The organism is Candidatus Nitrosotenuis cloacae (assembly GCF_000955905.1).
Taxonomy (GTDB): Archaea; Thermoproteota; Nitrososphaeria; order Nitrososphaerales; family Nitrosopumilaceae; genus Nitrosotenuis; species Nitrosotenuis cloacae.
In genome coordinates, this window is record NZ_CP011097.1 from 1,095,962 (window position 1) to 1,120,241 (window position 24,280).

General features: G+C 42.1%; 32 protein-coding genes and 1 tRNA gene. 16 read left to right on the top strand and 17 right to left on the bottom strand.

Annotated features, from left to right (window positions below; translation table 11 throughout):
- Positions 1-39 precede the first annotated feature (39 nt).
- Genes SU86_RS06230 through SU86_RS06250 form a run of 5 tightly spaced genes read left to right on the top strand, consistent with a single transcriptional unit; the run spans position 40 to position 4,671 of the window.
- Positions 40-387 carry an LIM domain-containing protein gene (locus SU86_RS06230; protein WP_148550828.1) on the top strand — a complete coding sequence of 116 codons (348 nt, stop codon included), beginning with the start codon at positions 40-42 and terminating at the stop codon, positions 385-387.
- A 43-nt stretch (positions 388-430) separates the two neighbouring features.
- Positions 431-2,005: an elongator complex protein 3 gene (locus SU86_RS06235; protein ID WP_048188265.1), complete on the top strand. Its 1,575-nt coding sequence runs from the start codon at positions 431-433 to the stop codon at positions 2,003-2,005.
- A 4-nt stretch (positions 2,006-2,009) separates the two neighbouring features.
- Entirely contained in the window at positions 2,010-3,602 is a 1,593-nt protein-coding gene (gene lysS, locus SU86_RS06240) for a lysine--tRNA ligase (RefSeq protein WP_048188267.1), read from the top strand.
- A gap of 50 nt (positions 3,603-3,652) precedes the next feature.
- Entirely contained in the window at positions 3,653-3,790 is a 138-nt protein-coding gene (locus SU86_RS06245) for a hypothetical protein (RefSeq protein WP_236687672.1), read from the top strand.
- 35 nt (positions 3,791-3,825) lie between these two features.
- Positions 3,826-4,671, top strand: a complete 846-nt coding sequence (locus tag SU86_RS06250) for a coiled-coil domain-containing protein (RefSeq protein WP_048188273.1) — start codon at positions 3,826-3,828, stop codon at positions 4,669-4,671.
- Here SU86_RS06250 and SU86_RS06255 read toward each other — a convergent pair whose 3' ends face one another.
- Positions 4,672-5,205 carry a hypothetical protein gene (locus tag SU86_RS06255; protein ID WP_048188276.1) on the bottom strand — a complete coding sequence of 178 codons (534 nt, stop codon included), beginning with the start codon at positions 5,203-5,205 and terminating at the stop codon, positions 4,672-4,674.
- Positions 5,206-5,262: 57 nt separating this feature from the next.
- Between SU86_RS06255 and SU86_RS06260 the strand changes: the two genes are divergently transcribed.
- The 3 genes from SU86_RS06260 to SU86_RS09945 are packed head-to-tail and all read left to right on the top strand — an operon-like array spanning position 5,263 to position 6,390.
- Positions 5,263-6,042, top strand: coding sequence for a 3D domain-containing protein (locus SU86_RS06260; protein ID WP_052755573.1), 780 nt, complete (start codon positions 5,263-5,265; stop codon positions 6,040-6,042).
- Positions 6,043-6,186 carry a hypothetical protein gene (locus SU86_RS09940; RefSeq protein ID WP_177318927.1) on the top strand — a complete coding sequence of 48 codons (144 nt, stop codon included), beginning with the start codon at positions 6,043-6,045 and terminating at the stop codon, positions 6,184-6,186.
- Positions 6,187-6,216: 30 nt separating this feature from the next.
- Complete coding sequence (locus tag SU86_RS09945; protein WP_177318928.1) at positions 6,217-6,390, top strand: hypothetical protein; 174 nt, start codon at positions 6,217-6,219, stop codon at positions 6,388-6,390.
- Positions 6,391-6,552: 162 nt separating this feature from the next.
- On the opposite strand, the gene SU86_RS06265 is transcribed toward SU86_RS09945, so the two are convergent.
- From SU86_RS06265 to SU86_RS06295, 8 genes are all read right to left on the bottom strand, one after another.
- Positions 6,553-7,044 carry a DM13 domain-containing protein gene (locus SU86_RS06265; RefSeq protein ID WP_048188279.1) on the bottom strand — a complete coding sequence of 164 codons (492 nt, stop codon included), beginning with the start codon at positions 7,042-7,044 and terminating at the stop codon, positions 6,553-6,555.
- A gap of 162 nt (positions 7,045-7,206) precedes the next feature.
- Positions 7,207-7,827: a DM13 domain-containing protein gene (locus SU86_RS06270; protein WP_048188282.1), complete on the bottom strand. Its 621-nt coding sequence runs from the start codon at positions 7,825-7,827 to the stop codon at positions 7,207-7,209.
- A 2-nt stretch (positions 7,828-7,829) separates the two neighbouring features.
- Positions 7,830-8,378, bottom strand: coding sequence for a hypothetical protein (locus SU86_RS06275; protein WP_048188287.1), 549 nt, complete (start codon positions 8,376-8,378; stop codon positions 7,830-7,832).
- The gene (locus SU86_RS06280) at positions 8,375-8,986 is read right to left on the bottom strand and encodes a hypothetical protein (RefSeq protein WP_158507481.1); all 612 of its coding nucleotides are present in this window, start codon (positions 8,984-8,986) and stop codon (positions 8,375-8,377) included. The genes SU86_RS06275 and SU86_RS06280 overlap by 4 nt, the downstream gene beginning before the upstream one ends.
- A gap of 342 nt (positions 8,987-9,328) precedes the next feature.
- Positions 9,329-9,709: a DUF72 domain-containing protein gene (locus SU86_RS10040; RefSeq protein ID WP_236687673.1), complete on the bottom strand. Its 381-nt coding sequence runs from the start codon at positions 9,707-9,709 to the stop codon at positions 9,329-9,331.
- Positions 9,706-10,113 (bottom strand): DUF72 domain-containing protein, encoded by a 408-nt coding sequence (locus tag SU86_RS10045; protein ID WP_236687674.1) that lies wholly within the window; start codon positions 10,111-10,113, stop codon positions 9,706-9,708. The genes SU86_RS10040 and SU86_RS10045 overlap by 4 nt, the downstream gene beginning before the upstream one ends.
- Positions 10,113-11,204, bottom strand: a complete 1,092-nt coding sequence (locus tag SU86_RS06290; RefSeq protein ID WP_048189312.1) for a J domain-containing protein — start codon at positions 11,202-11,204, stop codon at positions 10,113-10,115. Before SU86_RS06290 ends, SU86_RS10045 begins: the two co-directional genes overlap by 1 nt.
- 34 nt (positions 11,205-11,238) lie before the next feature.
- Positions 11,239-12,186, bottom strand: a complete 948-nt coding sequence (locus tag SU86_RS06295) for a radical SAM protein (protein ID WP_048188293.1) — start codon at positions 12,184-12,186, stop codon at positions 11,239-11,241.
- A 179-nt stretch (positions 12,187-12,365) separates the two neighbouring features.
- Here SU86_RS06295 and SU86_RS06300 point away from each other — a divergent pair, with 179 nt between their 5' ends.
- Positions 12,366-12,659, top strand: a complete 294-nt coding sequence (locus SU86_RS06300) for a TRAM domain-containing RNA chaperone (RefSeq protein ID WP_048188296.1) — start codon at positions 12,366-12,368, stop codon at positions 12,657-12,659.
- Between the two features lie 112 nt (positions 12,660-12,771).
- On the top strand, positions 12,772-13,083 hold the full coding sequence (locus SU86_RS06305) for a hypothetical protein (RefSeq protein ID WP_048189313.1): 312 nt from the start codon (positions 12,772-12,774) through the stop codon (positions 13,081-13,083).
- Here SU86_RS06305 and SU86_RS06310 read toward each other — a convergent pair.
- The 4 genes from SU86_RS06310 to SU86_RS06325 all read right to left on the bottom strand — a co-directional run bounded on the left by SU86_RS06310 (position 13,080) and on the right by SU86_RS06325 (position 16,010).
- The gene (locus tag SU86_RS06310; protein WP_048188299.1) at positions 13,080-13,367 is read right to left on the bottom strand and encodes a hypothetical protein; all 288 of its coding nucleotides are present in this window, start codon (positions 13,365-13,367) and stop codon (positions 13,080-13,082) included. The two genes, SU86_RS06305 and SU86_RS06310, sit on opposite strands and share 4 nt — an antisense overlap.
- A gap of 169 nt (positions 13,368-13,536) precedes the next feature.
- Positions 13,537-14,955 carry a KAP family P-loop NTPase fold protein gene (locus tag SU86_RS06315; RefSeq protein ID WP_048188303.1) on the bottom strand — a complete coding sequence of 473 codons (1,419 nt, stop codon included), beginning with the start codon at positions 14,953-14,955 and terminating at the stop codon, positions 13,537-13,539.
- A gap of 221 nt (positions 14,956-15,176) precedes the next feature.
- A tRNA-Arg gene (locus SU86_RS06320) sits at positions 15,177-15,251 on the bottom strand.
- Positions 15,252-15,302: 51 nt separating this feature from the next.
- Positions 15,303-16,010, bottom strand: a complete 708-nt coding sequence (locus SU86_RS06325) for an MIP/aquaporin family protein (protein WP_048188305.1) — start codon at positions 16,008-16,010, stop codon at positions 15,303-15,305.
- Between the two features lie 90 nt (positions 16,011-16,100).
- Between SU86_RS06325 and bcp the strand changes: the two genes are divergently transcribed.
- On the top strand, positions 16,101-16,559 hold the full coding sequence (gene bcp, locus SU86_RS06330; protein ID WP_048188307.1) for a thioredoxin-dependent thiol peroxidase: 459 nt from the start codon (positions 16,101-16,103) through the stop codon (positions 16,557-16,559).
- Positions 16,560-16,586: 27 nt separating this feature from the next.
- Here bcp and SU86_RS06335 read toward each other — a convergent pair whose 3' ends face one another.
- Positions 16,587-17,432 (bottom strand): hypothetical protein, encoded by an 846-nt coding sequence (locus SU86_RS06335; RefSeq protein WP_048189314.1) that lies wholly within the window; start codon positions 17,430-17,432, stop codon positions 16,587-16,589.
- A gap of 193 nt (positions 17,433-17,625) precedes the next feature.
- Complete coding sequence (locus SU86_RS06340) at positions 17,626-18,306, bottom strand: hypothetical protein (protein WP_048188309.1); 681 nt, start codon at positions 18,304-18,306, stop codon at positions 17,626-17,628.
- Between the two features lie 96 nt (positions 18,307-18,402).
- Here SU86_RS06340 and SU86_RS06345 point away from each other — a divergent pair, with 96 nt between their 5' ends.
- On the top strand, positions 18,403-18,780 hold the full coding sequence (locus SU86_RS06345; RefSeq protein ID WP_048188311.1) for a hypothetical protein: 378 nt from the start codon (positions 18,403-18,405) through the stop codon (positions 18,778-18,780).
- Positions 18,781-18,793: 13 nt separating this feature from the next.
- On the opposite strand, the gene SU86_RS06350 is transcribed toward SU86_RS06345, so the two are convergent.
- Positions 18,794-19,024: a hypothetical protein gene (locus SU86_RS06350; protein WP_048188313.1), complete on the bottom strand. Its 231-nt coding sequence runs from the start codon at positions 19,022-19,024 to the stop codon at positions 18,794-18,796.
- A gap of 96 nt (positions 19,025-19,120) precedes the next feature.
- Between SU86_RS06350 and SU86_RS06355 the strand changes: the two genes are divergently transcribed.
- Positions 19,121-20,563, top strand: a complete 1,443-nt coding sequence (locus SU86_RS06355) for a menaquinone biosynthesis decarboxylase (RefSeq protein WP_048188315.1) — start codon at positions 19,121-19,123, stop codon at positions 20,561-20,563.
- On the opposite strand, the gene mqnC is transcribed toward SU86_RS06355, so the two are convergent.
- The gene (mqnC, locus tag SU86_RS06360; protein WP_048188318.1) at positions 20,560-21,678 is read right to left on the bottom strand and encodes a cyclic dehypoxanthinyl futalosine synthase; all 1,119 of its coding nucleotides are present in this window, start codon (positions 21,676-21,678) and stop codon (positions 20,560-20,562) included. The genes SU86_RS06355 and mqnC overlap by 4 nt on opposite strands.
- Positions 21,679-21,778: 100 nt before the next feature.
- Between mqnC and SU86_RS06365 the strand changes: the two genes are divergently transcribed.
- The 3 genes from SU86_RS06365 to aroD are packed head-to-tail and all read left to right on the top strand — an operon-like array spanning position 21,779 to position 24,278.
- Positions 21,779-22,567: a 2-amino-3,7-dideoxy-D-threo-hept-6-ulosonate synthase gene (locus SU86_RS06365; protein WP_048188321.1), complete on the top strand. Its 789-nt coding sequence runs from the start codon at positions 21,779-21,781 to the stop codon at positions 22,565-22,567.
- Positions 22,554-23,609 (top strand): 3-dehydroquinate synthase II domain-containing protein, encoded by a 1,056-nt coding sequence (locus SU86_RS06370; RefSeq protein WP_048188323.1) that lies wholly within the window; start codon positions 22,554-22,556, stop codon positions 23,607-23,609. Before SU86_RS06365 ends, SU86_RS06370 begins: the two co-directional genes overlap by 14 nt.
- Complete coding sequence (aroD, locus tag SU86_RS06375; protein WP_048188326.1) at positions 23,610-24,278, top strand: type I 3-dehydroquinate dehydratase; 669 nt, start codon at positions 23,610-23,612, stop codon at positions 24,276-24,278.
- Positions 24,279-24,280: the final 2 nt, after the last annotated feature.

A 24,280-nucleotide genomic window follows, 5' to 3' on the forward strand; every position in this document is an offset into this window, starting at 1 on the left:
TGGAAAAATATTAAATTAGACTGGAAAGATCCTCATTCGTTGAGCACTGCGAATTTTATCGACATGTGTGCGGTCTGCAAGCAGGGAGTCCCAAAAGAAACCATGACATACCAAAAGGGGCGAGTCTTTCACATACAATGCTTTGAGTCCCAGGGAAGCACATTTCCAGTAATAGATTCTGAGCTTGCACAAATGTCTGCCAGAACCAGAATAGAGCTGGTGCAGATGAAAAACCTCAAGGTAAGATCAGATGCAGAAGAGATCACAAAAAAAGTAACCAAGCCAAAAAAGAAAACTGCAAAAAAATCGAAGTCCAAGCCAAAGAAAACATCAAAACCAAAAAAATCCAAGGCAAAAAAATCAAAGAAAAAGACGAAAAGACGGTAAACCATTTGAACGAATTTAAGGCCACAACAACACCTCCAAAATAATGCCTAGCGCAATATTTTCCCAAGCATGCCAAGAGATTTCTCATAATTTGCTGGCAATTGACGGGGCAACAAAGAAGCAGATCAAATCCCAGATAAAGCAGGTCTGCACAAAATACACGCTGGAGCGAATCCCAAAGAACCACGAGATTTTATCTACCGTTTCAGGCAACGATTACTCCAAGCTGCAAAAGATTTTGCTAAAAAAACCAGTCAAGACAGCGTCTGGAGTTGCCGTGATTGCCTTGATGCCAAAGCCATACGGATGCCCACATGGTAGGTGCACGTATTGTCCTGGTGGAGTAGAGTTCAACTCGCCAAACTCCTATACGGGAAATGAGCCGTCTACAATAAATGCAATAGAGAGTCAGTATGATCCAAAAAAACAGATCCTCTCAAAGATTGACAAGCTTGTGGCGTATGGTCACGACCCATCAAAGATGGAGCTTGTGATTGTTGGCGGAACGTTTCTTTTCATGCCAAAGGACTATCAGAGAGATTTCATAAAATCATGCTATGATGCGCTAAACGGGTTTGATTCTCCAACACTGGAAGAGGCAAAACTAGTAAATGAAAAATCGCAAATTCGAAATGTAGGGTTTACCATAGAAACCAAACCAGACTATTGCAAGCAGGAACATGTGGATATGATGCTGGATTATGGCATCACTCGAATTGAAATAGGCGTGCAAAGTCTGCAGGAATCCGTCTACAAAATAGTAAACCGTGGCCACAACTATGCCGATGTGGTAGATTCATTCCAAATCTCAAAGGATGCCGGCTACAAAATAGTGGCACATATGATGCCAGGCTTGCCTACGGTGAGCCCAGAAGTGGATATTTCAGATTTTAAGAAATTATTCTCAGATGATGACCTAAGACCAGACATGCTCAAAATTTATCCGTCTTTGGTCCTACAACACACACCACTCTACCAGGAATACGTGCAAGGCAAGTACATGCCATATTCGGATGAGGATATGATACGAGTTTTGATGGAGCTAAAGAAAAACATCCCAAGATGGGTCAGAATAATGCGGGTTCAGCGAGAAATATCGCCTGTCGAGATAATTGCAGGACCAAAATCAGGCAACCTCAGACAAATAGTGCTGGAGCGACTAAAAAAACACGGCCTTGCATGCAAGTGTATTCGATGCAGGGAAATTGGATTTACAACAGAGCCGCAAAGCCAAACCGCACTACGCCGGGAAAACTATACATCGTCTGGCGGAGATGAGGTCTTTTTGTCATATGAGGACTCGTCCGATAGAATCTACGGATTTTTGAGATTGCGCAATCCAAGCTCAAAATCACACAGAAAGGAGGTAACACCAGACTCCTGCATTGTGCGGGAGCTGCATATCTATGGCAAGTCACTCAAAATTGGCGAGCGCGAGGACGGGCAAATACAGCACTCGGGACTGGGCAAGAATTTGATGGGTGAGGCAGAAAAAATATCAAAAGAAGAGTTTGGCGCAAAAAAGCTTTTGGTGATATCTGCAGTCGGCACCCGTGAATATTATCGAAAGTTAGGATATACTTTAGATGGCCCATATATGGCAAAAAAACTAGAGTGATCACATGTCGGATGAGGAAAAAATAGTCATAGGCAAAGGAACTTGGATTGACAAGCTCGCATCAGAGATGATAGAGCGCGAAAAACAGCTTGGGCGAGACACAAAACTGCTCAAAGTAGAATCAGGCCTTGGTGCATCCGGAATTCCACACATAGGAAGCCTGGGAGACGCAGTTCGTGCCTATGGAGTGAAACTTGCGCTGGAAAACCTTGGCTACAAGTCTGATCTGATAGCATACTCGGATGATCTGGATGGTCTGCGAAAAATCCCAGAGGGCTTGCCGGATTCTCTCTCAGAGCACATTGCAAAGCCAGTATCACTAATTCCTGATCCCTTTGGATGCCATGACTCCTATGGCATGCACATGAGCAGCATTTTACTAGACGGCCTGGACAAGATTGGAATAAAATATAATTTCATTCGCGCGCGCGACACTTACAAAAACGGATTGCTCAAAGAACAAATACATACAATTCTGATAAACTCGGAAAAAATTGGAAACAAAATTGCAGAACTGGTAGGACAGGAAAAATACCAAAAATTTCTGCCATATTATCCGGTTTGCGCAAAGTGCAACCGACTCTACACAGCACAGTCATACGAATATGATCAAAGCAGACGCGTTGTCAAGTACAGATGCGTCGAAGCTGAGATTGGCTCCAAGATGTTAAAGGGCTGCGGACATGAGGGGGAGGCGGACATTAGCAAGGACCTGGGAAAGCTAGCTTGGAAGGTAGAGTTTGCCGCAAGGTGGCATGCATTTGATATCAGATTTGAAGCATATGGTAAAGATATCATGGATTCAGTCAAGGTCAATGATTGGGTTGCAGACGAAGTACTGAACCATCCGCACCCGCACCACGTAAAATATGAAATGTTTTTGGACAAGGGAGGCAAGAAAATTTCAAAATCTGCAGGAAATGTGGTCACGTCACAAAAATGGTTCAGATATGGAACACCAAAGTCCATGTTGCTATTACTATACAAGAGAATTACCGGTGCTCGCGAGTTAGGATTTGAGGACATTCCAGCACTGATGGATGAGTATAATGAAATTGAGGACATTTACTTTGGCAAAATCAAGGTAGACAATGAGGCAAAGCTGCTCAAGACCAAAGGACTCTACGAGTACACAAACCTGCTAAATCCTCCAAAGGTATCATCGGTTCATCTCAACTATAGGCTGCTAATCGAATTATGTAGAATCTTCAAGGAAGATCGCAAAAACATGGTTGCAAAAAAGCTAGTCGACTATGGTACGATAAAAAACTCGGACCCACATGTGGAGCATCTAATCGAGCTGGCAGGAAATTATGCGGATGACTTTGAGGAAGACGAGCCAACAAAAATAGAGATAAGCTCAGAGGCCAAAAAGGCGCTAGCTCAGCTAGTCGGAGTTTTGGAATCAGACAAGGAATTAGAGGATCTGCAAAATGTCATCTATAACATCTCAAAAGAAAATAATGTGCAGCCAAAGGACTTTTTCATGATACTATACCAGATAATAATCAACGCAAACCGTGGCCCAAAGATAGGACCATTCATTGTTGATATTGGGCGAAAAAAAGTAGCGCAGACAATATCACGCCATATCTAGGCATGGCACACAGCGAACACAATAAACAAAAAAAGAGCGGCGCGTATTTTTTGATAATACTTGGCGCACTATTGTTTATTGTTGTGCCAACATGGTTCTCAAAAGAGCCAGAGACAGGCCTTGTCCTTATCATACTGGGGTTCATAGTCGGCGGAATAGGGTTTTTCCTGAAATTTGTTCGAAAATAGAAAAATTCATCTTGATATGATTTGGTGATCACTCCATGGGACTCTTCAAGCGCACAAAAAAAGAGGAAACTGTAGAATCATCCCCGGAACCACTTGAGCAGATCAGAGTAAAGAGTCCAGAGGAGATTCAAAAGGAGCAAATTCAAAATGAGCTGCAAGTTGTCCAGGAAGAATTAGAATCAAAGACAAACCACCTCAATGTGGTATCTGAGAAACTGGACAAGGTCAAAGTGGAATACGATGAGCTGGTCGGAACCGTGATGGCCGCCAAGCGAGAATCAAACGAAAAGAAAACCGAGATGGATGCGCAGCGAGTTCAGCATCAGCAATTACTAAAACAGATAGAGGTAGTCAAGCTGGAACTGGAAACCATCAAGAGGCAGATTGAGGAGAAAAAGACAACGCTAAACGAGATGAATAGAACCAAGACGGATTTGGAAATTGCAAAATCAGAGCACTCTAAGTACAAATCAGAAACAGAGGAAGTCAAAAACAACCTGCAGCTAGTGCAAAAATCATACGACCAGAGCAGAAAGGCCCAAGAGGCTGCAAATCAGGAATTGCTCAAGGCAACTACAGACCTTGAATCGGCAAGAACCGAAATTGCAGAAATCAAAAAGGAATCAGAGGTAACAAAAAAAGAAATTGAGTTGGCAAAAAAGGAATTAAAATTCATTGAAAACCAAATGTCAAATGTCGGGGAAAAATCCAGCCCAAAAAATGTAGTGGCTGCTGCAAGCTCGGTTGTGTCATCGCTTAATGCAAAGGTTATGGCAATGCAAAAGGAAATGGAGATAATAAAGACAACACTGCAACGCGAACGGGCAGAGCACCAAGAAACAAAGGCAAAACTGGATGAGATGCTAAAATCTAAAGAGTGATTATTTTAGTCGTTTTATTATTTCCTTTTTGATAAACAAAAACTCTTCATCAGATAATGTTCCTGTTTCTTTTAGTATGGCAAGCTTTGATAGCTGATCAACTATGCTTTCTTGGCCGGAGCTTGGAATTACTGGCTCTACGAGTCTTGGTGACGGCTTGACCGTAACGGATTGAGAATGAAATTGAGGAGAGTCGCCTACCTCTTCCAAGTAGGTATGACCTGAGCAGCCGACAATTTGCATGTGCTGTGTGAGCTCCTCTCCTGCAAATTCTATTAGAGATCCTATTGCAGATCTGTAACCACACATATCGCAGACAACTAAGAACTGACCCGAGGCAAGATTGGGGATTGAATCTGCGTCAGATTTGCGGACATATTCGGCATATCTTGTCTTTCCACACTGGTGATTCTCGGTTTGGACGTGTTCGTCGCAGAACTTGAATCCGCAGTAAGTGCACTTTGTGGGCGCTTTTAGCGCATCTCCACAAAACAAGCACGAATTAGCTTTTGTTCTTGGCTGCGATAGGCTCAATCTCAAGGCAAAATGCCAGAATATTATTAAAAAGAAGTAGCTCGTCTGTGACGAAATTTGGCTGCAAATCTACATGTGTTTTTATGCTACAAGACAAAAATTAGCTCAATGTATGTTGGTCTGATTTTGGTTTTTTGGATTTTGATGGTTGGGATTTTGCCTGTGTTTGGTGAAATTGTGATTCCAGAGTGGGTTTACAAAATACACCAATACTGGAAGGATTATCAAATAACGCGAGATGAATTTGCAAACGCAATATCATATTTGCAGGGAATCAATACAATACAGCTAGAAGACGAAGCAAATCCAGTTGCCAGTTTTTTGCTAAGTGATTCACTTCTAAAGCAGGAAAGACTTGGCCATTCAGAGTTTTCTAGATGTAGTGCTGAATGGTACATCACGGGATACTTTACTCCCATTGAATCGGATTATGCCGGTAAATTCATAGATATTATGATAGACGGAACGCAAAACAAGTATCGTGAAGACTTTGTCACAGAGATAAAGACAGAGGGCTGGGGCAGAACCATTTCAGGCAATTATCTTGGATGGTATGATGATTCATTTCATCTATCTGATAATCCACTGGATTCTGAAGGAAACACGCTGATACTAAATGCAATTGCAATAGACACATCGGTGATTCCTGTAAACTCTAAGCTAACAATACCTAGCCTTCCAGCACCTTGGAATGAAACAGTATTTACTGGATCCGACATTGGCACTGCAATCATTGGAAAACACATTGATGTGTATACTGGAGAGGGAAAATCAGCACTTGATGAGGCATATCGGATTACAGGCAATGACAATGTTGTTTGCCTAGAGGCAGAATAAATGTCGGTTTTGCGCACAATCGGCAAGGCCTTTGCGTTTGTCATTGTAGGAATAGTGACGATAATTGTAGGCGCATTCATGTTGCGCGGAACAATGCACATGTGGGATAAGAACAAAAAGGATGACGAGTCCAAAAATGACTAGCCTAAATAATGCGAGTGCCCTAGATACGACATGGTAGGCCCACAAGACGGCGGATTTGGCTTTGATCAGTCCAAAAAATACTCGGAAGTAGAGAACCTCGATCAGGTTTGTGTGCAATGTCAGGCAGGCCAGCATGCAAAATGCCTAGCAAAGGCAAAAACAATTCCAAGCTGCGAATGCGAGCAATGCATGATCTTTGGCTAAATTGATAAAATAATCTTATATCTTTCAAAAACAACTAGCAAAACATGAAAAAATCCGATGAGGAGTTTGTTGAAAAATTTCTAAAAGATTATGACGAGATGATGGAAGCATTAGGGAACGAAGAAAAACACGATCTCTATAAAGAAAAAACCAAATAGAATTTTACGAGATTTCTGCCGAACCAAACAATACTGAAAATTGCTTGCACCAAATGAGCGCAGTGTTGTATTTTAACAAATCAGTTCCTTCTGGGATTTCATAGTTTTGGTTTCCAATGTTTGCCTTTAGCTCACCAAGGCTCACATATTCTTGTGCAGTCTCATCTGTTGCCAAATACACATAGAGGTCAGGTCCGTTTGTTGCCTTGAAGTCCTCCAGTCTCAAGAGTTGTTTTCCATCTACCAGCTTGACTATTTTTGCCATGCCTTCTGCATTGTGGATTCCATCATTTACTCCAACAAAGGAGCCGGTTGCCAGGACTTGTGGAACCTCGACAGTCGATGTTGTGACGCCATCTGTTGTGGTAATGGTGCTGGTAATTTCCGGTAATGGCTCATCTGTGGTGACATCAAAGAACAATGGCGCACCAGTATATGCTGCAACTGGGATTACCACGCCCAGAAGGATTCCAATTATGACAAATTTTTTGTTCACGAGAAGATTTTAGTACAATGTATTAAAACGATTATTCCAAATCTACTCCAAATTGAAAGATTTGGGCTCCGATTCACTGAATCCAATCATATCGATTCTTTTCTCTAACTCCTCGTCATCGCCCGATGATGTGATAGAAAAGCAAGATAAGAGTTTGCTGGATTATTCTGTTTTTATGAACTTGGCATACGCGTAATACAGATCAAACGGCCTGCTGTAGATTATCAAGACGTTGTAGGCGTCATGGTCAACTGATGTGATGTCATAGTTTTGATCACCCTGTGATGCCTTGAGTGGGCCAATATCAATTCCGGTTTGTATTGTTCCGTCTTTGGTAAGGTATAATCTCTGATCAATTCCGCTTGCCACCCCAAAGTCCTGCAGCCTCAGAAATGTCATGCCGTCTGAGACAAACACAGATGCAGTCCCATCTGCATCATAGCCCTTGATTCCACTAACCTGAGTCAGCTTGATCATTCTCAATTCGGTTGCACCAGACTGCTCAGTAATCAAATCCTTGCTTTCTGCTGCAAAGCTTGGATTGTCTCTTGCCTCATCCAGTATGAGGTTTCTGGTGCTAGACGGCATGTTTTGGACCAAGAAAGATTTTTGATCTTCGGACAGTGCAATAAATTTCTCATATGTAAGATCTGGCTGTATGTCAGATAGTGCCACGCCTAACTTGTTTTGCTGCTCCGGCTGGACAAATGAGGACGCCACCACATAGTACGAGCCAATAAGAAATGTTCCAATTATTACCGATATGGTGACTGTCCTTAGCAAACTTAGGCCTCCGCAGATACTGTGAACTTGGTTTTTGCGTTCACCTGCATTGCAATTCCAAAGAATACACCCATCACTATTCCATATACGACATGCAATTCTAGGGAGCTGATCATAATCAGATCAGAGTTTGCCAAAAGAATCTGTGATTCTCCCGTTATTGCACCAGACTGGATTATTGGCATTATCACAAAAACGCTAATCGGAATGAAAAAGGCAAAAAACACTACAATTCCGGTTGTGGCCCCAGCCAGTGCTCCCTTTTTGATGGACGTAATGTCTAGTCTTTTGTGCATGGCAGAGCCAAGCCCAAAAACCGTGCCTATTAGTGCAGCTGTTAGCATGTGGGATACCATTCCAAGGAGTGTGGCCTCTACTCCAGATGAGCCAATTGCTAATCCAACTATTTTGTAAAAAGAGCCTTGGCCTGAACCCATGGACAAATCAATTGCAAAAATGCTCACAAAAATTGCAAATCCGCCGACTAGCCCGGCTATGCATCCAATCTTTGCCCTCTGTATTACAGAGAGGTTGGGATCAAAACTGATCATGTGGATGGCCAGTGCTCACTCTCGGATTTTTCCCACTTTTCCTTTTTTTCCTTTTTGATTTTGTCTTTCATAGAATAATCCTCATACAGCATGAATGAGCAAAACAGGCCCATCACACTTCCATACAAGACATGCAAAATTAATGAGCCCCACAAAATGTCATTTGAGGTTGCCAGCAATGTTTTTGCTATTTCCATCTGCTCGGATGATACCAGTGACAAGCCAGATGCCTGATCTGAGATCATTGGCATCATCAGATATAGTGTGATTGGCATGAAAAATATCGCATACACTTGGATTCCAGTTACCGCACCTCCGATGATTCCCTTTGGAACGCCAGAGATCTGAAGTAGCCGGTGTAAAGTGGAGCAAATGCAAAAAATTGCACCAATCAATGCAGCAGTCAGCATATGTGCAAAGAATCCAAACATTATAGCAGGCAGTCCGTCAAGGCCAACCAGCATTCCTACAATTTTGTAAAATGTCCCAAATGGAACTCCAATATCATTGTCAATCCAGAAAAACGAGCTGAAAAGTGCAAATCCACCCACCAGTCCAGCAATACAACCGGTTTTGGCCATACGGTAGATTTCTGCACCGCTAGTCATACATCACCGAAAGGAGCATCAATTTGCATGCGCTTTTCAACTATTCAGATACACCTCAAACAAATATAATCATCATCATAAAAATAATGAAAATTTGTTTGATTATACCGTGAAATAGATGAAATATGTTTAGGTGTAAAATCATAAAATTCAGGATAGTATTGCAAGCTGTGCTATGAAACTTGAGTTTCAAGCCACGGACCCGGTACGAGCGCATCAATGTTTTCTTTGCTTGTTGCTATCCCAAACTGCTCTGCGATATCATAATCAATAAAGATGATCAGGTGTGATCTGAACGTTTGTCAGAATCATACCACACCAAAGCAAACAAACGTTAAACCATCAGAATAGAGTTTTTTGGTGCCTATCTGTGAATTGAAGTGATTCCAATCCAAGCAATAATCTCAGGCGGTTTGCAGTTGCTGGGCCAAATCCTTCGTATCGGTTGTTTACTAGGATCGTCGCATACGAGATGCGGTCTTGGATTTTTTGCAACTTTGCAATCCATGATTTCATGGATGGTGTTTGGTCTTTTTGCAGCTTGCCAAACTGTGATTCTGGAATGCTTCTATCGCCGATTAATATCACATAGACAAAATCCGATGTTAACGGCGCGGTATTATTTACACCAGCAACATCGCTCCACACAAGACAGACCTTCCTATCAGACAAATATGATATGGCAGAGTCTGAAAACCAGCTGGTGTGACGCCCTTCTATCACAACGTTATGGTTTGGGAAGTACGAGAATAATGACTCCAGTTTTGGCTTCGCCTCCTCAAATGATAACGATGTGGTAGTTGGACCACAGTTTGCAGATATTTTGTTCCAAGTGGCTTTAGCGATTGTATGAATTGCTCCAGGTGTAGTGATAGATTTCCCAATCTGTTCTCATGTGTCATGATTCTTGGTAGCTTGGCCATAAACTTGAAATGGTTTGGAGTCTCGGAATGCCATTTTTTGGTCATGGTTTGGCTAGGTATGGCGTAAAATGTCGAGTTTATCTCGGTGACATCAAAGATGGACGAATAATGCCGCAAAAAGTCTGATTTTGGCATGTTTTTTGGATAAAACGAGCCTAGCCATCCATCATAGCCCCATCCAGTACAGCCGATGACAGTTTGCATTATTTTTTCTTGAACCACTTGAATCCAAGCTTGAATCCGGATTCTTTGTCCTTGCCCATTCTATCCAGCTGCTCGTATGTAATTTGCCTGCCGTGTCCCACCATGTTGGATGTTTTCAGATCATGCAGCCGAAGTCGCTTGCCGTTTTCCAGCTTGATTATTGCATCATCAGATAGTGCAAACCCCGAGCCCTCATCATGAAATGTTATGGTGCCGCCTGTGAGTAACTCGATTTCGCAATTATAATTTATTGTAGTGCCAAATATGCTCAGATGCTTTGCCCGCACCTTGATATTGTTTACAAGATTGTTTGCAGCTACGATTTCACCATCTAACAATACGGTCTCTCGAGCTGTGCCAACAATTACCTTGCCCTTTGGTGCACGTAGTTCGGTAAAGTGCTCCTTTGTGAGAAAGATTCCGACTCGACCGTGCGGGTCTTGTAGTGTTTCTTTTATTCCAATTACATTTCCTGCAATTATATCGCCGTTTTCTGAGAGTATTTTTGCTCCGTGCTCTATTGTAAAATTGTTCTGCAGTGGATCAACAAGTATGAAATTGCCTTTGGTCACCATAATCTGGGTCTTGTTCTCATCTGCATATGCAAAGTATGGGCTGGTGATGCTTCCAGACAGGTATATTGTACCATCATAAGTGAGCTGCCCTGCCCAGAACTTTCCTTTGATGGATAATTCCCCAGTCTTTTTTCGCTCAAACTCTATTTCGCCTAATTCCTTTGAGCCAAATAGTTTAGAGCCTGTTGCATCATCGCGCTGGAGTAATGAGGCCCAATCCTGGGCCACCTTCATCTCTCTTGCGACATCTCCAGATAAAATCAGATTTCTGCGCCTTCGCTCTTCCTCGGAATCGCCCGTGTAGACCTTTGATTTTTTTAGCTTTTCATCATCAGAATCAGGATATGCTTTTCCAAGCTTGAGGTCCTCGTATGCTTGGATGATTTTTTTGACCTTTTCCTCGTCTCCTCCCCTGTCAGAGTGATGGTCCAGTATTAATTTACGAAATGCGTCTCGAATTTCTCTTTGTGTAGAGCCCTGCTTTACGCCTAAAATATCATAATTGCTCTCGACCAAGATGACTTGATTCACAACCTGCAGTATGTATTTTTTAGCCCTTCATGCCAAATCCGACCAAAACCGAATAACAGCCAAGGCCACATTCCTCGCAGATTGGCTTCATGGAATCATTTTCCGCGCTTCCAATGCAGCATGGTCGTTTTTCTCTACCCATATGATCCACTGATAGGATGGCCCAAGTCGGGCAGTCAATTGGGGTGGTGCCCTGTCCGCCCCAGCTCTTTTTCATTAGTTCTAGCTGGCTTGGAGGGTTGATGATATAATCCGGATATTTTTCTCGCAGTGAAATAATTTCATCAATTATTTTGGTTCGCTCTGGGCCAAACGGCATCCACAATGGATCACCTTTTGCAAACGGCGTGTGGAACTGGAATCCAATCTTGTTGGAGTATGGGCGCCACCCATCCATGACATCTTTGATTGTAGTATAGTTTAGCGAGTTTATTGTCATTGTAATCCAAATATCCTTGTATGCTTTTGGTCCATTGGCTTGGATGTAGTCTAGAATGTTCTTTTTTGTGGTCTGATGTGCGTTATGGCCTCGGATCTGGTTGTGGATTTCCTGGTTGCCATCAATTGATATCCAGTAAAAGTAAATGTCCTTGTATTTTTTTAATGGTAAGGTGCCATTTGTTACAAGGCAGACCCGTTTTGGGAATTCCTTGATAAATAATTCCACGACATCTGGTCGAAGAGTTGGTTCACCACCAACCAAAGTTATGATGAATACGTGGTTTTTCTTGAATTTTTCATCTATGATCTTTTTCCAGTCAGATACTGACAACTCCTCGTTTTCCTTTCGATTTAGCCACCAGTAACAATGGGTACAATGCAAATTACACACATTGATTATATCCGCAGAACCATACAGTGGACTTTTTTTGCCAAACAGCCTATATCCGGCAAATTTGGTCAGAATATGAAAATAGCATGGTGATTCTGCCAGAATTTGTCTGACTCCCCTTCCCATTATCTCCATGCGTGATCAGCCCGGCTCAAACCAGATGATATTGGCGTGCAAACATAATAAAGAATAGGCAGGACTTGGCCAGGCACGAAAATTACGCCATACACAGAGAATCAAGCCATCCATTCATATGCATCCTAGTTATCACATCCAATGACTAGACAGTCAACGAAGAGAGTGGAGGTGTAAAGATGAGTTTTAACGATAATTCCGAGCGACGAGATAATCGACGTTTCGGTGGAGGATACAGAGGCGGCGGAGGAAGACGATACAACAACGATAGAGAATTTGACGACCGACCAAAACCAGTAGAAACTGGCAAGGAATACGATGTATCAATTACTGAAACATCCAGACAAGGCGACGGAATAGCTAGAGTAGACGGATTTGTCATATTTGTGAAAGGCGGACAACCAGGTCAAGAGACCAAGGTCAAAATCACACAAGTTGGCAGAAGATTCGCAACTGCTGAACTAGCACAATAGAATAATTTACGGAATAAAATCTGTAGAGAAGTTTTCTAAATTTTTTAATTATTTTTCTAATTCTTGGATGTGATCATAACCAGTTTATACTGTGGATGATGTTGGTTTGGTAATGCTGTCTTTGTTCCAGCTTAGCACCAGAAAATATGAGGATGAGATCATTCTGGTGCAAAAGGCAATGGTGGATTTAGAGAGTAAATGTAATCTTTCCAATGGATATAAAATCGGAAAACCATTTAATCGAGCTGGCTGGACTTTTTTTGATTTGGAGATTAGTGTAGAGATGACTGCAGTAATAGAAAAATCCGGCATGATGGAAGGCGCCTTGGGATTTACAATCAGCGAGCAGATCAAAAACTTTGTTGGACACCATTTGGAGTCATTTGGAAGTCAGGTTCGAATCAAGAAAATAGACTATGCCTAGAAGCCTTCTGGTGGATTTTGAACGAACACGTTGCATATGAGAACGTCAGTTTTTTTGTCTCTGGATTGCACATTGCATGTGACAAACTTTCCCTTTAGTGCCCGTTCTAGATCCATTACGGTTCGGTCTTGGCCAGAGTTTTCCGAGTTTTCTATCTTCGCAATCATTATTTTTTCAGTCTTGCTGTATTCATCAGAGTTGTCCTTTCTAAAATGAGTCACGTACATTCGAAACATATTTCCTGAGAGGCATTCCATTACAGGGCCACCTATTCCATCACCCATAAGGATTTTGTGTTTGTGGATGCTATAATTGTAAAGTTAGAAGTGGATCCGAATGGAGAGTCAACAATATCAAATTTGTTCTATCTATGTCATATTGGATTGGCATTGTCAGAAATTAATAGTAATTTTAGAATTATAGTTATTCCTGAAAAAACAATACTTGGTAAAACTATTTTGGAAAATTCTCAAATATCTTATCTTCTACAATTTCGTTTGCTTTCCGGTAGATTGACCAATCAGTGATTTCCATCAGATCAGGAATATAACGTCTTAACAGTCTCCAATCATCTAGAGATATTTCAGACATTGATGAAATTAAATCAAAAGATAATTCCTTCTTCTTTAATTCATTGGGTATTAATTTTCTTAATAACATACGAATGTGAGACAGTTTGGGTTGAGGATTATTGTATAACTCATTAAACAGTGGTACAAGTTCATTATCAGATTTATAACGTTCACGTATTCGCCAAGATTTGTCAGTATTTCGCAAAATCATGAGTCTAGAATAACCCTTTAGTATTTTTTTGAAAAAATCTCTACAATCATTATTAATTTCAATTATTTTAACCAGTTTTGGATATCGTTTGTGTAAAACTTGCACTACGAACAAATTAACAAGACTGAGCTTTTTGTTATTTGTATCAGAAAATGATTCAAATGCAATAATTAAATTATTAATAAAACGTTTTAGTTGACGAGGGTTGTTTTGGACGGTTTTTATTAGAATATTCGAATTATCAGATATTAATTTGTAATATTTTCTATCGATGCTTTTTGCAATGTTGTTTTCAATCAAGTCAATTAATTTTGTATCATCCCATTTGGGAAGATTTAACGGGATTTGAATAATCTTTTGTAAATAGTCACTACCATCTACTCCAACATCATTATACGAATAGGAGATTAATTTTGCAAGTGTTGTATGGCTTAAACCGATTACATAGACAAATCCCTCCATATCTAAAAATACTTTAATAGATTCTAAAACTTCAAGAGCTTTCTTTGGTGAGCATCTATCTAAATCATCAATGAAGACAATAATTTTACAGTTTTTGTTGTTTTTTCTGATTTTCCTCATCTGAGTTTCAATAATAGATAACCCATCATAATAGATAGTTTCTTTTTCAATGCTCATCAAAAGATCGAATTTTTTTGAGATATTTTCTTTGATTTCTTTTATAACTTCTTGTGAGAGGAATTCTTGTAGGAGTTGTTTCCCAGATTCTTTACCAAAAATCTTTAATGCGTTAAAAATGGTTTCCCGAATAGGTTCAAACTTCAGATTATTAGTCATTGCATAAGCAATGTTTTTTAATAAAGCAACTGTTGCAAACTGTTCTTCTCGCTCATATTTCCAAGCATTGAACCAGATAGTCAATGTATTATGGTCATCATCATAATCAGAGATATTTTTCTGAATTTGTTTCATTAAAGTGGTTTTTCCGGTTCCCCACTCACCATAAATTCCAGTTACAAAATGTGGCTCTGAATTCTGTATTAATGTGGATATAGTCTCTGCTAATAATTCAAAGTCTTTAGATGGTGAGGATTCAGGTAGATCAATTAGAACTTTTATTCCTTTCATAGAAAATTTACTGGATGCTATTTTATTAAGTTGGATCTAACACATATTGATAAAGTGCGATCTTACTATTTGAATTGAACAGATTTTGCGTTTGCTCAAGAACGAATCGATGAAAGAACAGTTCTTTTGGCAGTCTGAAAAGGTCTGAATTTCCTCCTTAGTTAGTGAGTTTCAAGTGTCATTTCGTGCGTGGAGGATCCAAATAAAGTACAATAGTGAAGCGGATCCGGGGGGACTCGAACCCACGACCTGACGCTCCGCAAGCGTCCGCACTATCCAAGCTGTGCAACGGACCCACTAAAATAAACCAAAATTAAATCTGTAAAAAATGTTCGTAAATGATATAATTATGCAGAACTAGTCTCTGCCTTTTTGACAAAGACGTAATGCATTATCAAACCTGCGATAATTCCGCCAATGATTGGACCTGCCCAGTAAATCCAGTGGAAGTCCCAATAGCCAGATGCTAGTGCCGGACCCAAAGTTCTTGCTGGATTCATTGATGCGCCAGTCAGTGGAATTCCAACCAAGTGCAACAAGAAAATCATGCCACCAATTACCAGCCCATACATTCCGGCTGGCGCCTTTTTGTGAACCGCAGTCATGAAAATTACTGTAACCAAAAAGAACGTAAAGACTAGCTCCAATGCAAAGCCAGACATTGCCGAATTGCCAAGCAGTGCACTCGGTCCGCCCTGTGTGCCAAAGTTGACCTTTGCTCCAAGGACTGGAAATATTGCCTTTAGTGTAAATGCTGCAATGATTGCGCCAATTATCTGAAATACTATATACCCAATGCCATCCTTGATTCCGATTCTTTTTGTTATGATCATTGGAATGGTAACTGCCGGATTGATATGAGCGCCAGAAACATGTCCAAATGCATACACCATCAAGCCGATTGCGCCGCCGTGTGCTAGTGATATTATCAACAAGCCTTCAAGGTTTAGCGTATCGCCAAACATCGTAGACGATACTATAATGGAAAGTGGTCCAAAGAACACCAATGCAAATGTACATAGTGCTTCTGCAAACCAAGCTCGCCCTGCGACCATGAATCATGCCCTTTTCAATTTCAATATAAAATATGCGACCGATCTATTCCTCTGAAATAATTATAGGGAGTCAATCCAAGGAATAATACAATGCTAGCAGAAGGCGACAAGGTCCCAAGTTTTGAGCTTCAAGATGCAAACGGAGATACCATCAAATCGTCACAGTTCAAGGGCAAAAAGTTTGTAGTCTATTTTTATCCAAGGGATTTCACGCCAGGCTGCACCATAGAGGCAGATGAATTCTCAAAGGAATACAAAAAGTTCCAAAAAATTGGCGTCCAAATTATTGGCATATCAACTGATGATGTGGAATCGCACAAAAAATTCGTAGACAAGATGAAGATTCCATATGTTTTGCTATCAGACCCAGAGTCCGAGGTATCAAAAAAGTTTGGTGTCTGGGGCAAAAAGCAATTCATGGGCAAAGAGTACATGGGAATACAAAGAAGCACATTTCTGATAGATGAAAAGGGCAAAGTCTTCAAGGCATACCCAAGTGTCAAGCCAAAGGGCCATGCAGAAGAAGTACTGACTATACTGTCAAATTAAAATAAAGAGAAAAGAGATTTTGGATTTTTAGAAGCCCTTTGGCAGCGTGCCTTTTGGTTTTGCTGGTGCTGGTGGTGCCGGAGGTGGTGTCGGTTTGAATCCTGCTGGTAGTGAACCCCTAGTTGATCCAGTTGGTGCTGGAGCTGGTGGAGGTGGAGCCTTTACTTGTTCTTGTTGCTGCTTCATTCTAGCAAGATATTCTTTTTCATATGCCTCTAGCTGATCCTTTCGTGATGCATTTCCATTATCGCCAGACGATGCCTGTGGTGCCGGTTTTGTGCCAGCTGGCAAGGTGCCTTTTGGTTTTGGTGGCGGTGGTGGAGGTGGAGGTGCAGTTGTTGTTTGTGCAGAACCAGTTGCAGTCGATGCAATACCATATCCTGCGAAGTATTTTGTTCTAGGATGGTATGCAAGCTTTTCTCGTGTTGCAAAGTACTTGTTTGAAGGTTGAGTGTAACCTGTTACCTTTGCCTTTTGGAGACTCCAATCTGATGTTGGAACGCTTGCTTGCTTGACATGCTTGCTTGCAAAGTATCGGTTTGGTGCTGGTGAATATCCAGTTACCTTTGCTCGATAGCTGTGGAAATCAGTCATTGGTGCGCTCTTCCACTGATCATACACTGGAACAATTTCGGCTGCTGGTTCCTGTGGCTTTGGTGGTGGAGCTGTAGTTTGCGGTGCTGGCTTTGGAGCTGGCGGCGGTGTCTGTGGAGCCGGTTTTGGTGCCGGCGGAGGTGTCTGAACTTGTGGTGGTGGAGGTGCTGTAGTTTGTGGTCTTGATTCAAATTGACTAGATAATTTTGCGAGCTTTTCTTCGAGTGCTGCAATCTTTGCTTCTAAATCCTTCTTTGATGATTTAGTTGTTCCAGCCATGTGTGGTTTTTCTGACACCTCGATAGTTTATTTACATTTTGTTCGGCTCACCTCCAAAACATTTGGGTGAATTTTTTATCAAAGATGAGATTTTTACAACTAATCCATGCCAAACCCGCAATTCCAGATCTAGTAATCGATCACACCATACGGTAGAATTTATTCAAAAATATGTAAGAAAATATGGAATTTTTTAGAAGCCCTTTGGCAGAGAACCGCGTGACGGATTTAGTTTCTTTGCTGGTGGTGGAGGTGCAGTTGTTGTTTGTGCAGAACCAGTTGCAGTCGATGCAATACCATATCCTGCGAAGTATTTTGTTCTAGGATGGTATGCAAGCTTTTCTCGTGTTGCAAAGTACTTGTTTGAAGGTTGAGTGTAACCTGTTACCTTTGCCTTTTGGAGACTCCAATCTGATGTTGGAACGCTTGCTTGCTTGACATGCTTGCTTGCAAAGTATCGGTTTGGTGCTGGTGAATATCCAGTTACCTTTGCTCGATAGCTGTGGAAATCAGTCATTGGTGCGCTCTTCCACTGATCATACACTGGAACAATTTCGGCTGCTGGTTCCTGTGGCTTTGGTGGTGGAGCTGTAGTTTGCGGTGCTGGCTTTGGAGCTGGCGGCGGTGTCTGTGGAGGTGTTTGAGTTTGTGGTTTGTATCCTGCTGGTAAGGTACCTTTGGCTGCAGCTGGTGCTGGAGCTGGTGCAGGTTTTGGTGCTGGTGGTGGTGTTTGAACTTGTGGTGCTGGCTTTGGAGCCGGTGGTGTTGTTGTTTGCGGTGCTGACTCGATCTGCGTAGCTAGTTTTGCAAGTTTTTCTTCTAATTCTGCAATCTTTGCTTCCAAGTCTTTTTTAGTGGATTTAGCACTAGACATGTACAATAACTGCCCGGAACGGGGTTTATTTACATTTGGGTAAATTTCAAACCATACTGGATCAAATTTAATAGAACCAACAAACTATACAACCCAATGGATGATTTTGAGAAAGAGTTTCCAGGATTTGACTGGAAAAACACGCCGGCATACAAGCATCCAGGAGGCAAAGACTGTCCATGTCCAAAGCACGAGTATGTCAGAGAGCAGATCAACTATACCAGAACAGTAAACCAGACCAGCAAAGAACCAACCAAGGTTACGCTCAAGTTTTGTCCAGAGCACTACAAGGTCTACATGGAAGAGGTAATTCCTGCAATGCCACTAAAGTACAGACTGCTCACCAAGATAGCGCTAAAGCTTGGGGCAATACAGCTAGAAAAGCTGACCCACATGCAATCAGACCTTTGCTTTTACTGCAAGTTTGGCTCCGGTGGACACGGGAAGAAAAGCGAGCTTCCACCAATTCAGTAAGTTTTTCCTAGTGTTATACAGGTCCGACTAGAATCTTTGGCTTGTTTGGAGTATCATGATGGCATCTTTTGCCGCAAACAGGACATGTCTTTCTATCCAAAAATATGCACTGACAGATATGGGTCTTCAGGTAGCTTTCAGCGGATTTTGTGTGCTCACCTGAGCCATTGCAAAACGGGCATTGGGTTCCGAGCAGCTCAATTGTTCCCTTGCCCTTGCAGACTGGACATTTTTCGCTACTCAATTGGATAGAGTCGCGCCCCCTGATTAAAATGCCTTTGTTGGAATCACACAAAAATGCAGTCAAGCTTTATACTGGATTTGTGCCAGTCCCTCAGTATTGCCAATTGAGGACACAACAGAGTTTGTGCAAAAACTAGAAGCAGCTGGCGAGCTAAAGCGAGTCAAGGTCCAGGTTGATTCCGACTTGGAGATTGCAGAGATTTTGCGCAGAACAATGTACGAAAATGGTCCTGCCATACTATTTGAGAATGTAAAGGGCCATACCATGCCAGTATTGGGCAATGCGTTTGGCTCAATGAAGCGGCTTCAGATAGGATTGGAAATGGACGACTTTACAGAGATTGGCCAAAGAATAGTAGACATGACAAAGATGGAAGTGCCATCTGGATTTTTGAACAAGATAAAAAAACTGCCCGAGCTATCAAAGATGGGCGAAATATTCCCCAAATTAGAAAAATCTGGCCCAGTCACCGAAGTAATTGAAGATAACCCATCATTTGGAAAAATTCCAATTCTAAAGACCTGGCACAAGGATGCAGGCAAATTCATCACACTGGGTCTGGTTGCAACAAAGCATCCAGAAACTGGCGTGCGAAATCTCGGAGTATACAGAATACAGATCATAGACGATACTCATGCTTTGATGCACTGGCAAAAGCACAAGCGAGGTGCACATCATGGGGAGTTATCAAAAGAAAAAGGAGAGAAAATCCCAGCTGCAATAATAATTGGCGGCGAGCCGGCCACAGTGTTCTCAGCGATTGCCCCAGTGCCAGAAGGACTGGACAAGTATCTCTTTGCAGGAATCACCAGAAAAAGCGGAATTAAAACAGTAAAGTGCAAGACACAAGACTTGGAGGTTCCAGCAAATGCAGAGATTGTTCTAGAAGGATTTGTCGACCCATCAGATATCAGAGATGAGGGGCCGTTTGGTGATCACACCGGATACTATACTCCAGTTGAGCCATACCCGACATTCACATTAACTGGTGTGATGCGACGACAAAAGCCAATCTATCTTACCACCATAGTCGGCAAACCAATCCTAGAAGATGCATACATTGGAAAGGTAATTGAGAGATCGTTTCTGCCGCTAATTCGCATGTTCCATCCAGAGGTAGTCGACTTTGCAATGCCTGCGGCTGGCTGGTTCCAAGGAATGGCAATCATTTCCATCAAAAAGCGCTATCCAGGCCAGGCAAAAAAAGTCATGATGGGTTTGTGGGGCACAGGACAGCTGGCGCTAACAAAGATGTTCATTGTGGTAGATGATGATATCAATGTCCATGACATCAATGATGTAATCTGGGCAATCACTACACGTGCAGATGCCGCTCGAGATTGCACCATCATAAACAACACGCCAACAGATACACTGGATCCCGCATCGCCACTGGTGAACTTTGGCTCCAAGCTTGGAATTGATGCCACACAAAAGACAAAGGAAGAAGGATTCACAAGAGAGATTCAAGAAAAAGTAACAGTCGATGATGCCACAAAATCCTTGGTTGATTCCAAGTGGTCAAGCTATGGGCTCTAATGCATCTTGACTAGATTATAGAAATTATCGCGCTCTTCTGCAGCATATCCTATTTGGTGGATTGCATCAATTATCTTCTGGCCGGTAAGCTCAGTTGAGCGAGCGCCAGTACAGGATACTACTTCTTCTCCAATTAAAGTACCACCGAAATCATCCGCTCCATACTGCATGGCAATTTGCGCCATTCCAACTCCGTTTGTGAGCCACGATGACTGGACATGATTAATCAGGCCATCAAAAATGATTCTAGACATTGCAATCATTTTCAGCAACTGCATGCCGCCAACGCCATATGTGACCAGATTTTCTTTTTGCATCAGAGTGTTGTTTGGCTCAAAGTTCCATGGAATGAACGCCATAAAGCCGCGAGTCTTTTCCTGTAGTTTTATTATCTTATCAAAATGCTCCGCAACGTCTTCGTGCGATTCTACATGACCATACATCATGGTAGCCGATGCAGGCAATCCAATAGAATGAGCCTCATCCATTATTCTAATCCAGTCTGCACTGGAGATTTTTTTGGGGCTGATTACATCCTTGACAGAGTCCACCAGGATTTCAGCTCCTGCGCCAGGAACCGATTGCAGTCCGGCATCCTTTAGTCGAGATAATACCTCTTTTGTCGAGGTCTTTTCTATTCTTGATATCATGTCGATTTCAGATGCAGACAAGCCGTGCACTCCTACCTGTGGGAATTTTGTGCGAATCATCCTAAATGCATCCTCATAATATTCAATGCCAAGGTTTGGATTATGACCTCCTTGAATCAATACCTGACGTATTGCAAACATGTCCCATGCAGTCTTTACGCGGGTCTCTATCTGGTCCAGCGATAATGTATAAGATTCCGCATCTCCAGGTGAGCGGTAAAATGCGCAAAACTTGCAGTCAGTAACGCAGACATTGGTGTAATTCAGAATGATATTATTCACAAATGAGGCCTTTTTGCCAAATCTTTTCTGGGTCAGATTGCCCGCAACCATTCCCATCAAATGCACGTCGTCTGATCGTAACAGTCGCAAAATATCAGACTTGGTTGGCCTAATTCCCCGCAACGCATTTTCTAAAATGTCACCGATTTGACTGGAATGAATCTGCTCTGTTATCTGGCTCAAGTGCCTTTTTTGGCCTGACTATCTTATTTAATCCTCACTAGGCTTGATTACAATTTGGCATCACGTTATTTTTATTTAGGGTAGACAGGCGAGATTCGTCATGGTTAGCGGTCTTCAAATCAGAATGGACAGAATTTTACGCAAAGGAAAGATGCTCTGCATCCCAATGGACCATGGAATCTCTAGTGGACCAATTGAGGGCCTAGAGAGTCCCGCCAGAGTCATCTCACAATGTGAGACCAAGGGCCTAACAAGTGTAATAATCAACAAAGGAATTCTCAAGACTTTACCAAAACCAACGCGAATCGGCATACTGGTACATTATTCATCGAGCACGTCACTATCCATGTCGCCAAACAGAAAGATGCTCTCCGGCACAGTAGAAGAGGCATTGCGACTGGGAGCAGACGGAGTATCTCTTCACATCAATGTCGGCGGAAAGGAAGAGCCGGAAATGCTAGAGCAGTTAGGACTGACTGCTTCCGAGTGCCACAAGTGGAACATGCCATTATTGGCAATGATGTACCCAAGGGGCGAGAATGTCAAGAATCCCCATGACCCAGAAATAGTAGGCCATGTTGCAAGAATTGGCGCCGAGCTTGGCGCAGACATTGTAAAGACGCTATACACAGGTGACATTGATTCGTTTGCAAAAATAGTAAAGAGCACACCGGTGCCTGTTGTGATTGCAGGTGGTCCAAAGGCAAAAACAGACGAGGACGTCCTGCAAATGACAGAGGACGCAATGAAGGCAGGAGCCAAAGGCGTAACATATGGCCGCAATATTTTTGCACACAAAAACCCAGACAAGATAGTCGATGCACTGGCAGGAATAATATTCAGAAAGGAATCTGCAAAAGAAGCAGCGAAGAGAATTGCAAAAAACTAGAGAACTAATTATTTTGCCAAAGGTGGGCAAATCAGGCCTTGCCAAGTTTCTATCAGGCTTGGAGTCCGAAGGAATCAGAACAGCATATGTCGACCCAAAGTTAATTCCACCAAAATCAAAGCTAGCCTCGATTTACCCATCAAGTATGGCAAAATACGTCATATTGGAAAAAGACGGGCAAAAACCAAAGGGAAAAAAGGCTGGAAAAAAATTCAAGGTCCTATCAAACAATGATATTGAGAAAATATTTTCCGAGGCAAAAAAAGGCCTCGACTTTGTGATAATTGAGGTAATGGACTGGAAGATAATTCCACTAGAAAATATCATAGCAAAGCTGCACAAGATTCACACCGAGATATTTGCACTTGCCCGCACCCCAGAGGAGGTAAGAAAGATGTTCTCCATTCTAGAGATAGGAGTCGACGGGGTGATATTTGAAGCAGCCACTACATCCGAAGTAAAAGAAGCAATGGTGTATCTTGGTACTAGTACATTCGAGCTAACGGAAGCAAAGATAATCGACATAAAAGAGGTTGGCGATGGAGAGCGGGTCTGCGTCGACACCGCATCAATGTTGCACAAAGGTGAGGGAATGTTAATTGGCTCTAGATCAAACTTTATGTTTTTGGTCCACAACGAGTCAGTCGGATCTTCATTTACATCCCCAAGACCATTCCGAGTAAATGCAGGTGCTGTCCACTGTTATACAATATCCCCAGATGGTACCACAAAATATCTATCAGAGTTGGAAACAGGTGCAGAGGTTTTGGTAATCAATGCACATGGTAAGGCAAGACGAGCAACTGTCGGCCGCTCCAAAATAGAGAGAAGGCCGATGCTAATGATAAAGGCCCAAGTAGGTGATGAAATAGGCGGTATAATAGCTCAGGATGCAGAGACGATTCGATTTGTCAGACCAGGTGGACACCTAGTTTCTGTTACCCACCTAAAGAAAGGCGATTCTGTATTGGTTCATGCTAAAGACGCCACAGGTAGACACTTTGGCATGGAAGTATCAGACGAGTATATTTTAGAAAAATAAATGGCATACAAGACCTGCGTTAGCATTGCAGAATCCACGCCTGCCGGTGTGTTATTCACGCTCAAAAAGGCACTCACAAAATCAGACTATGCCGAGATACGGTTTGATTTTTTGACGCCAAAGGACATCCCAAAGGCCCTGCAAATAACAAAAAAATACCACAAAAGGTGCGTCTTTACACTGCGCCCAAAATCAGAGGGTGGAAAATTCCAAGGATCAGAGAAAGAGCGCATATCGATTCTGAAATTAATTGCAGAATACAACCCATATCTTTTGGATGTGGAATATTCCACCATATCAAAGAACAAGGATCTTACACCATACATCAAAAAAACAAAGACACCAGTCCTGGTATCGTGGCATGACTTTGCAAAAACACCATCCATCAAGACATTGCTCCAAAAATACACCCAGATGAAAAAATTCTCTAGTCACATCAAGATAGTAACTACTGCAAGATCAACCAAAGATACCGCAACCGTACTATTATTGTACAAAAAGCAGAGCTCGGGACTGATTGCTTTTGCAATGGGTGACTATGGCAGAATATCAAGAATTCTTTGCATGAATCTGGGCAGCCCATACACGTATGTCTCACTTGGCAAGCCGGTTGCTCCAGGCCAGTTCAGCTTAGATGAGATTAAATCGCTGCAAAGCTTGCAAAAATAACA

Excerpts from the sequence above, each read along its gene's own strand:
- SU86_RS06235 (WP_048188265.1), top strand. The coding sequence starts at position 431 with ATGCCTAGCGCAATATTTTCCCAAGCATGCCAAGAGATTTCTCATAAT.
- lysS (WP_048188267.1), top strand. The coding sequence starts at position 2,010 with ATGTCGGATGAGGAAAAAATAGTCATAGGCAAAGGAACTTGGATTGAC.
- SU86_RS06250 (WP_048188273.1), top strand. The coding sequence starts at position 3,826 with ATGGGACTCTTCAAGCGCACAAAAAAAGAGGAAACTGTAGAATCATCC.
- SU86_RS09940 (WP_177318927.1), top strand. The coding sequence starts at position 6,043 with ATGTCGGTTTTGCGCACAATCGGCAAGGCCTTTGCGTTTGTCATTGTA.
- SU86_RS09945 (WP_177318928.1), top strand. The coding sequence starts at position 6,217 with ATGGTAGGCCCACAAGACGGCGGATTTGGCTTTGATCAGTCCAAAAAA.
- SU86_RS06275 (WP_048188287.1), bottom strand. The coding sequence starts at position 8,378 with ATGATCAGTTTTGATCCCAACCTCTCTGTAATACAGAGGGCAAAGATT.
- SU86_RS06280 (WP_158507481.1), bottom strand. The coding sequence starts at position 8,986 with ATGACTAGCGGTGCAGAAATCTACCGTATGGCCAAAACCGGTTGTATT.
- SU86_RS10045 (WP_236687674.1), bottom strand. The coding sequence starts at position 10,113 with ATGCAAACTGTCATCGGCTGTACTGGATGGGGCTATGATGGATGGCTA.
- SU86_RS06295 (WP_048188293.1), bottom strand. The coding sequence starts at position 12,186 with ATGGAGATAATGGGAAGGGGAGTCAGACAAATTCTGGCAGAATCACCA.
- SU86_RS06300 (WP_048188296.1), top strand. The coding sequence starts at position 12,366 with ATGAGTTTTAACGATAATTCCGAGCGACGAGATAATCGACGTTTCGGT.
- SU86_RS06305 (WP_048189313.1), top strand. The coding sequence starts at position 12,772 with ATGCTGTCTTTGTTCCAGCTTAGCACCAGAAAATATGAGGATGAGATC.
- SU86_RS06310 (WP_048188299.1), bottom strand. The coding sequence starts at position 13,367 with ATGGGTGATGGAATAGGTGGCCCTGTAATGGAATGCCTCTCAGGAAAT.
- SU86_RS06315 (WP_048188303.1), bottom strand. The coding sequence starts at position 14,955 with ATGAAAGGAATAAAAGTTCTAATTGATCTACCTGAATCCTCACCATCT.
- SU86_RS06325 (WP_048188305.1), bottom strand. The coding sequence starts at position 16,010 with ATGGTCGCAGGGCGAGCTTGGTTTGCAGAAGCACTATGTACATTTGCA.
- bcp (WP_048188307.1), top strand. The coding sequence starts at position 16,101 with ATGCTAGCAGAAGGCGACAAGGTCCCAAGTTTTGAGCTTCAAGATGCA.
- SU86_RS06335 (WP_048189314.1), bottom strand. The coding sequence starts at position 17,432 with ATGGCTGGAACAACTAAATCATCAAAGAAGGATTTAGAAGCAAAGATT.
- SU86_RS06340 (WP_048188309.1), bottom strand. The coding sequence starts at position 18,306 with ATGTCTAGTGCTAAATCCACTAAAAAAGACTTGGAAGCAAAGATTGCA.
- SU86_RS06345 (WP_048188311.1), top strand. The coding sequence starts at position 18,403 with ATGGATGATTTTGAGAAAGAGTTTCCAGGATTTGACTGGAAAAACACG.
- SU86_RS06365 (WP_048188321.1), top strand. The coding sequence starts at position 21,779 with ATGGTTAGCGGTCTTCAAATCAGAATGGACAGAATTTTACGCAAAGGA.
- aroD (WP_048188326.1), top strand. The coding sequence starts at position 23,610 with ATGGCATACAAGACCTGCGTTAGCATTGCAGAATCCACGCCTGCCGGT.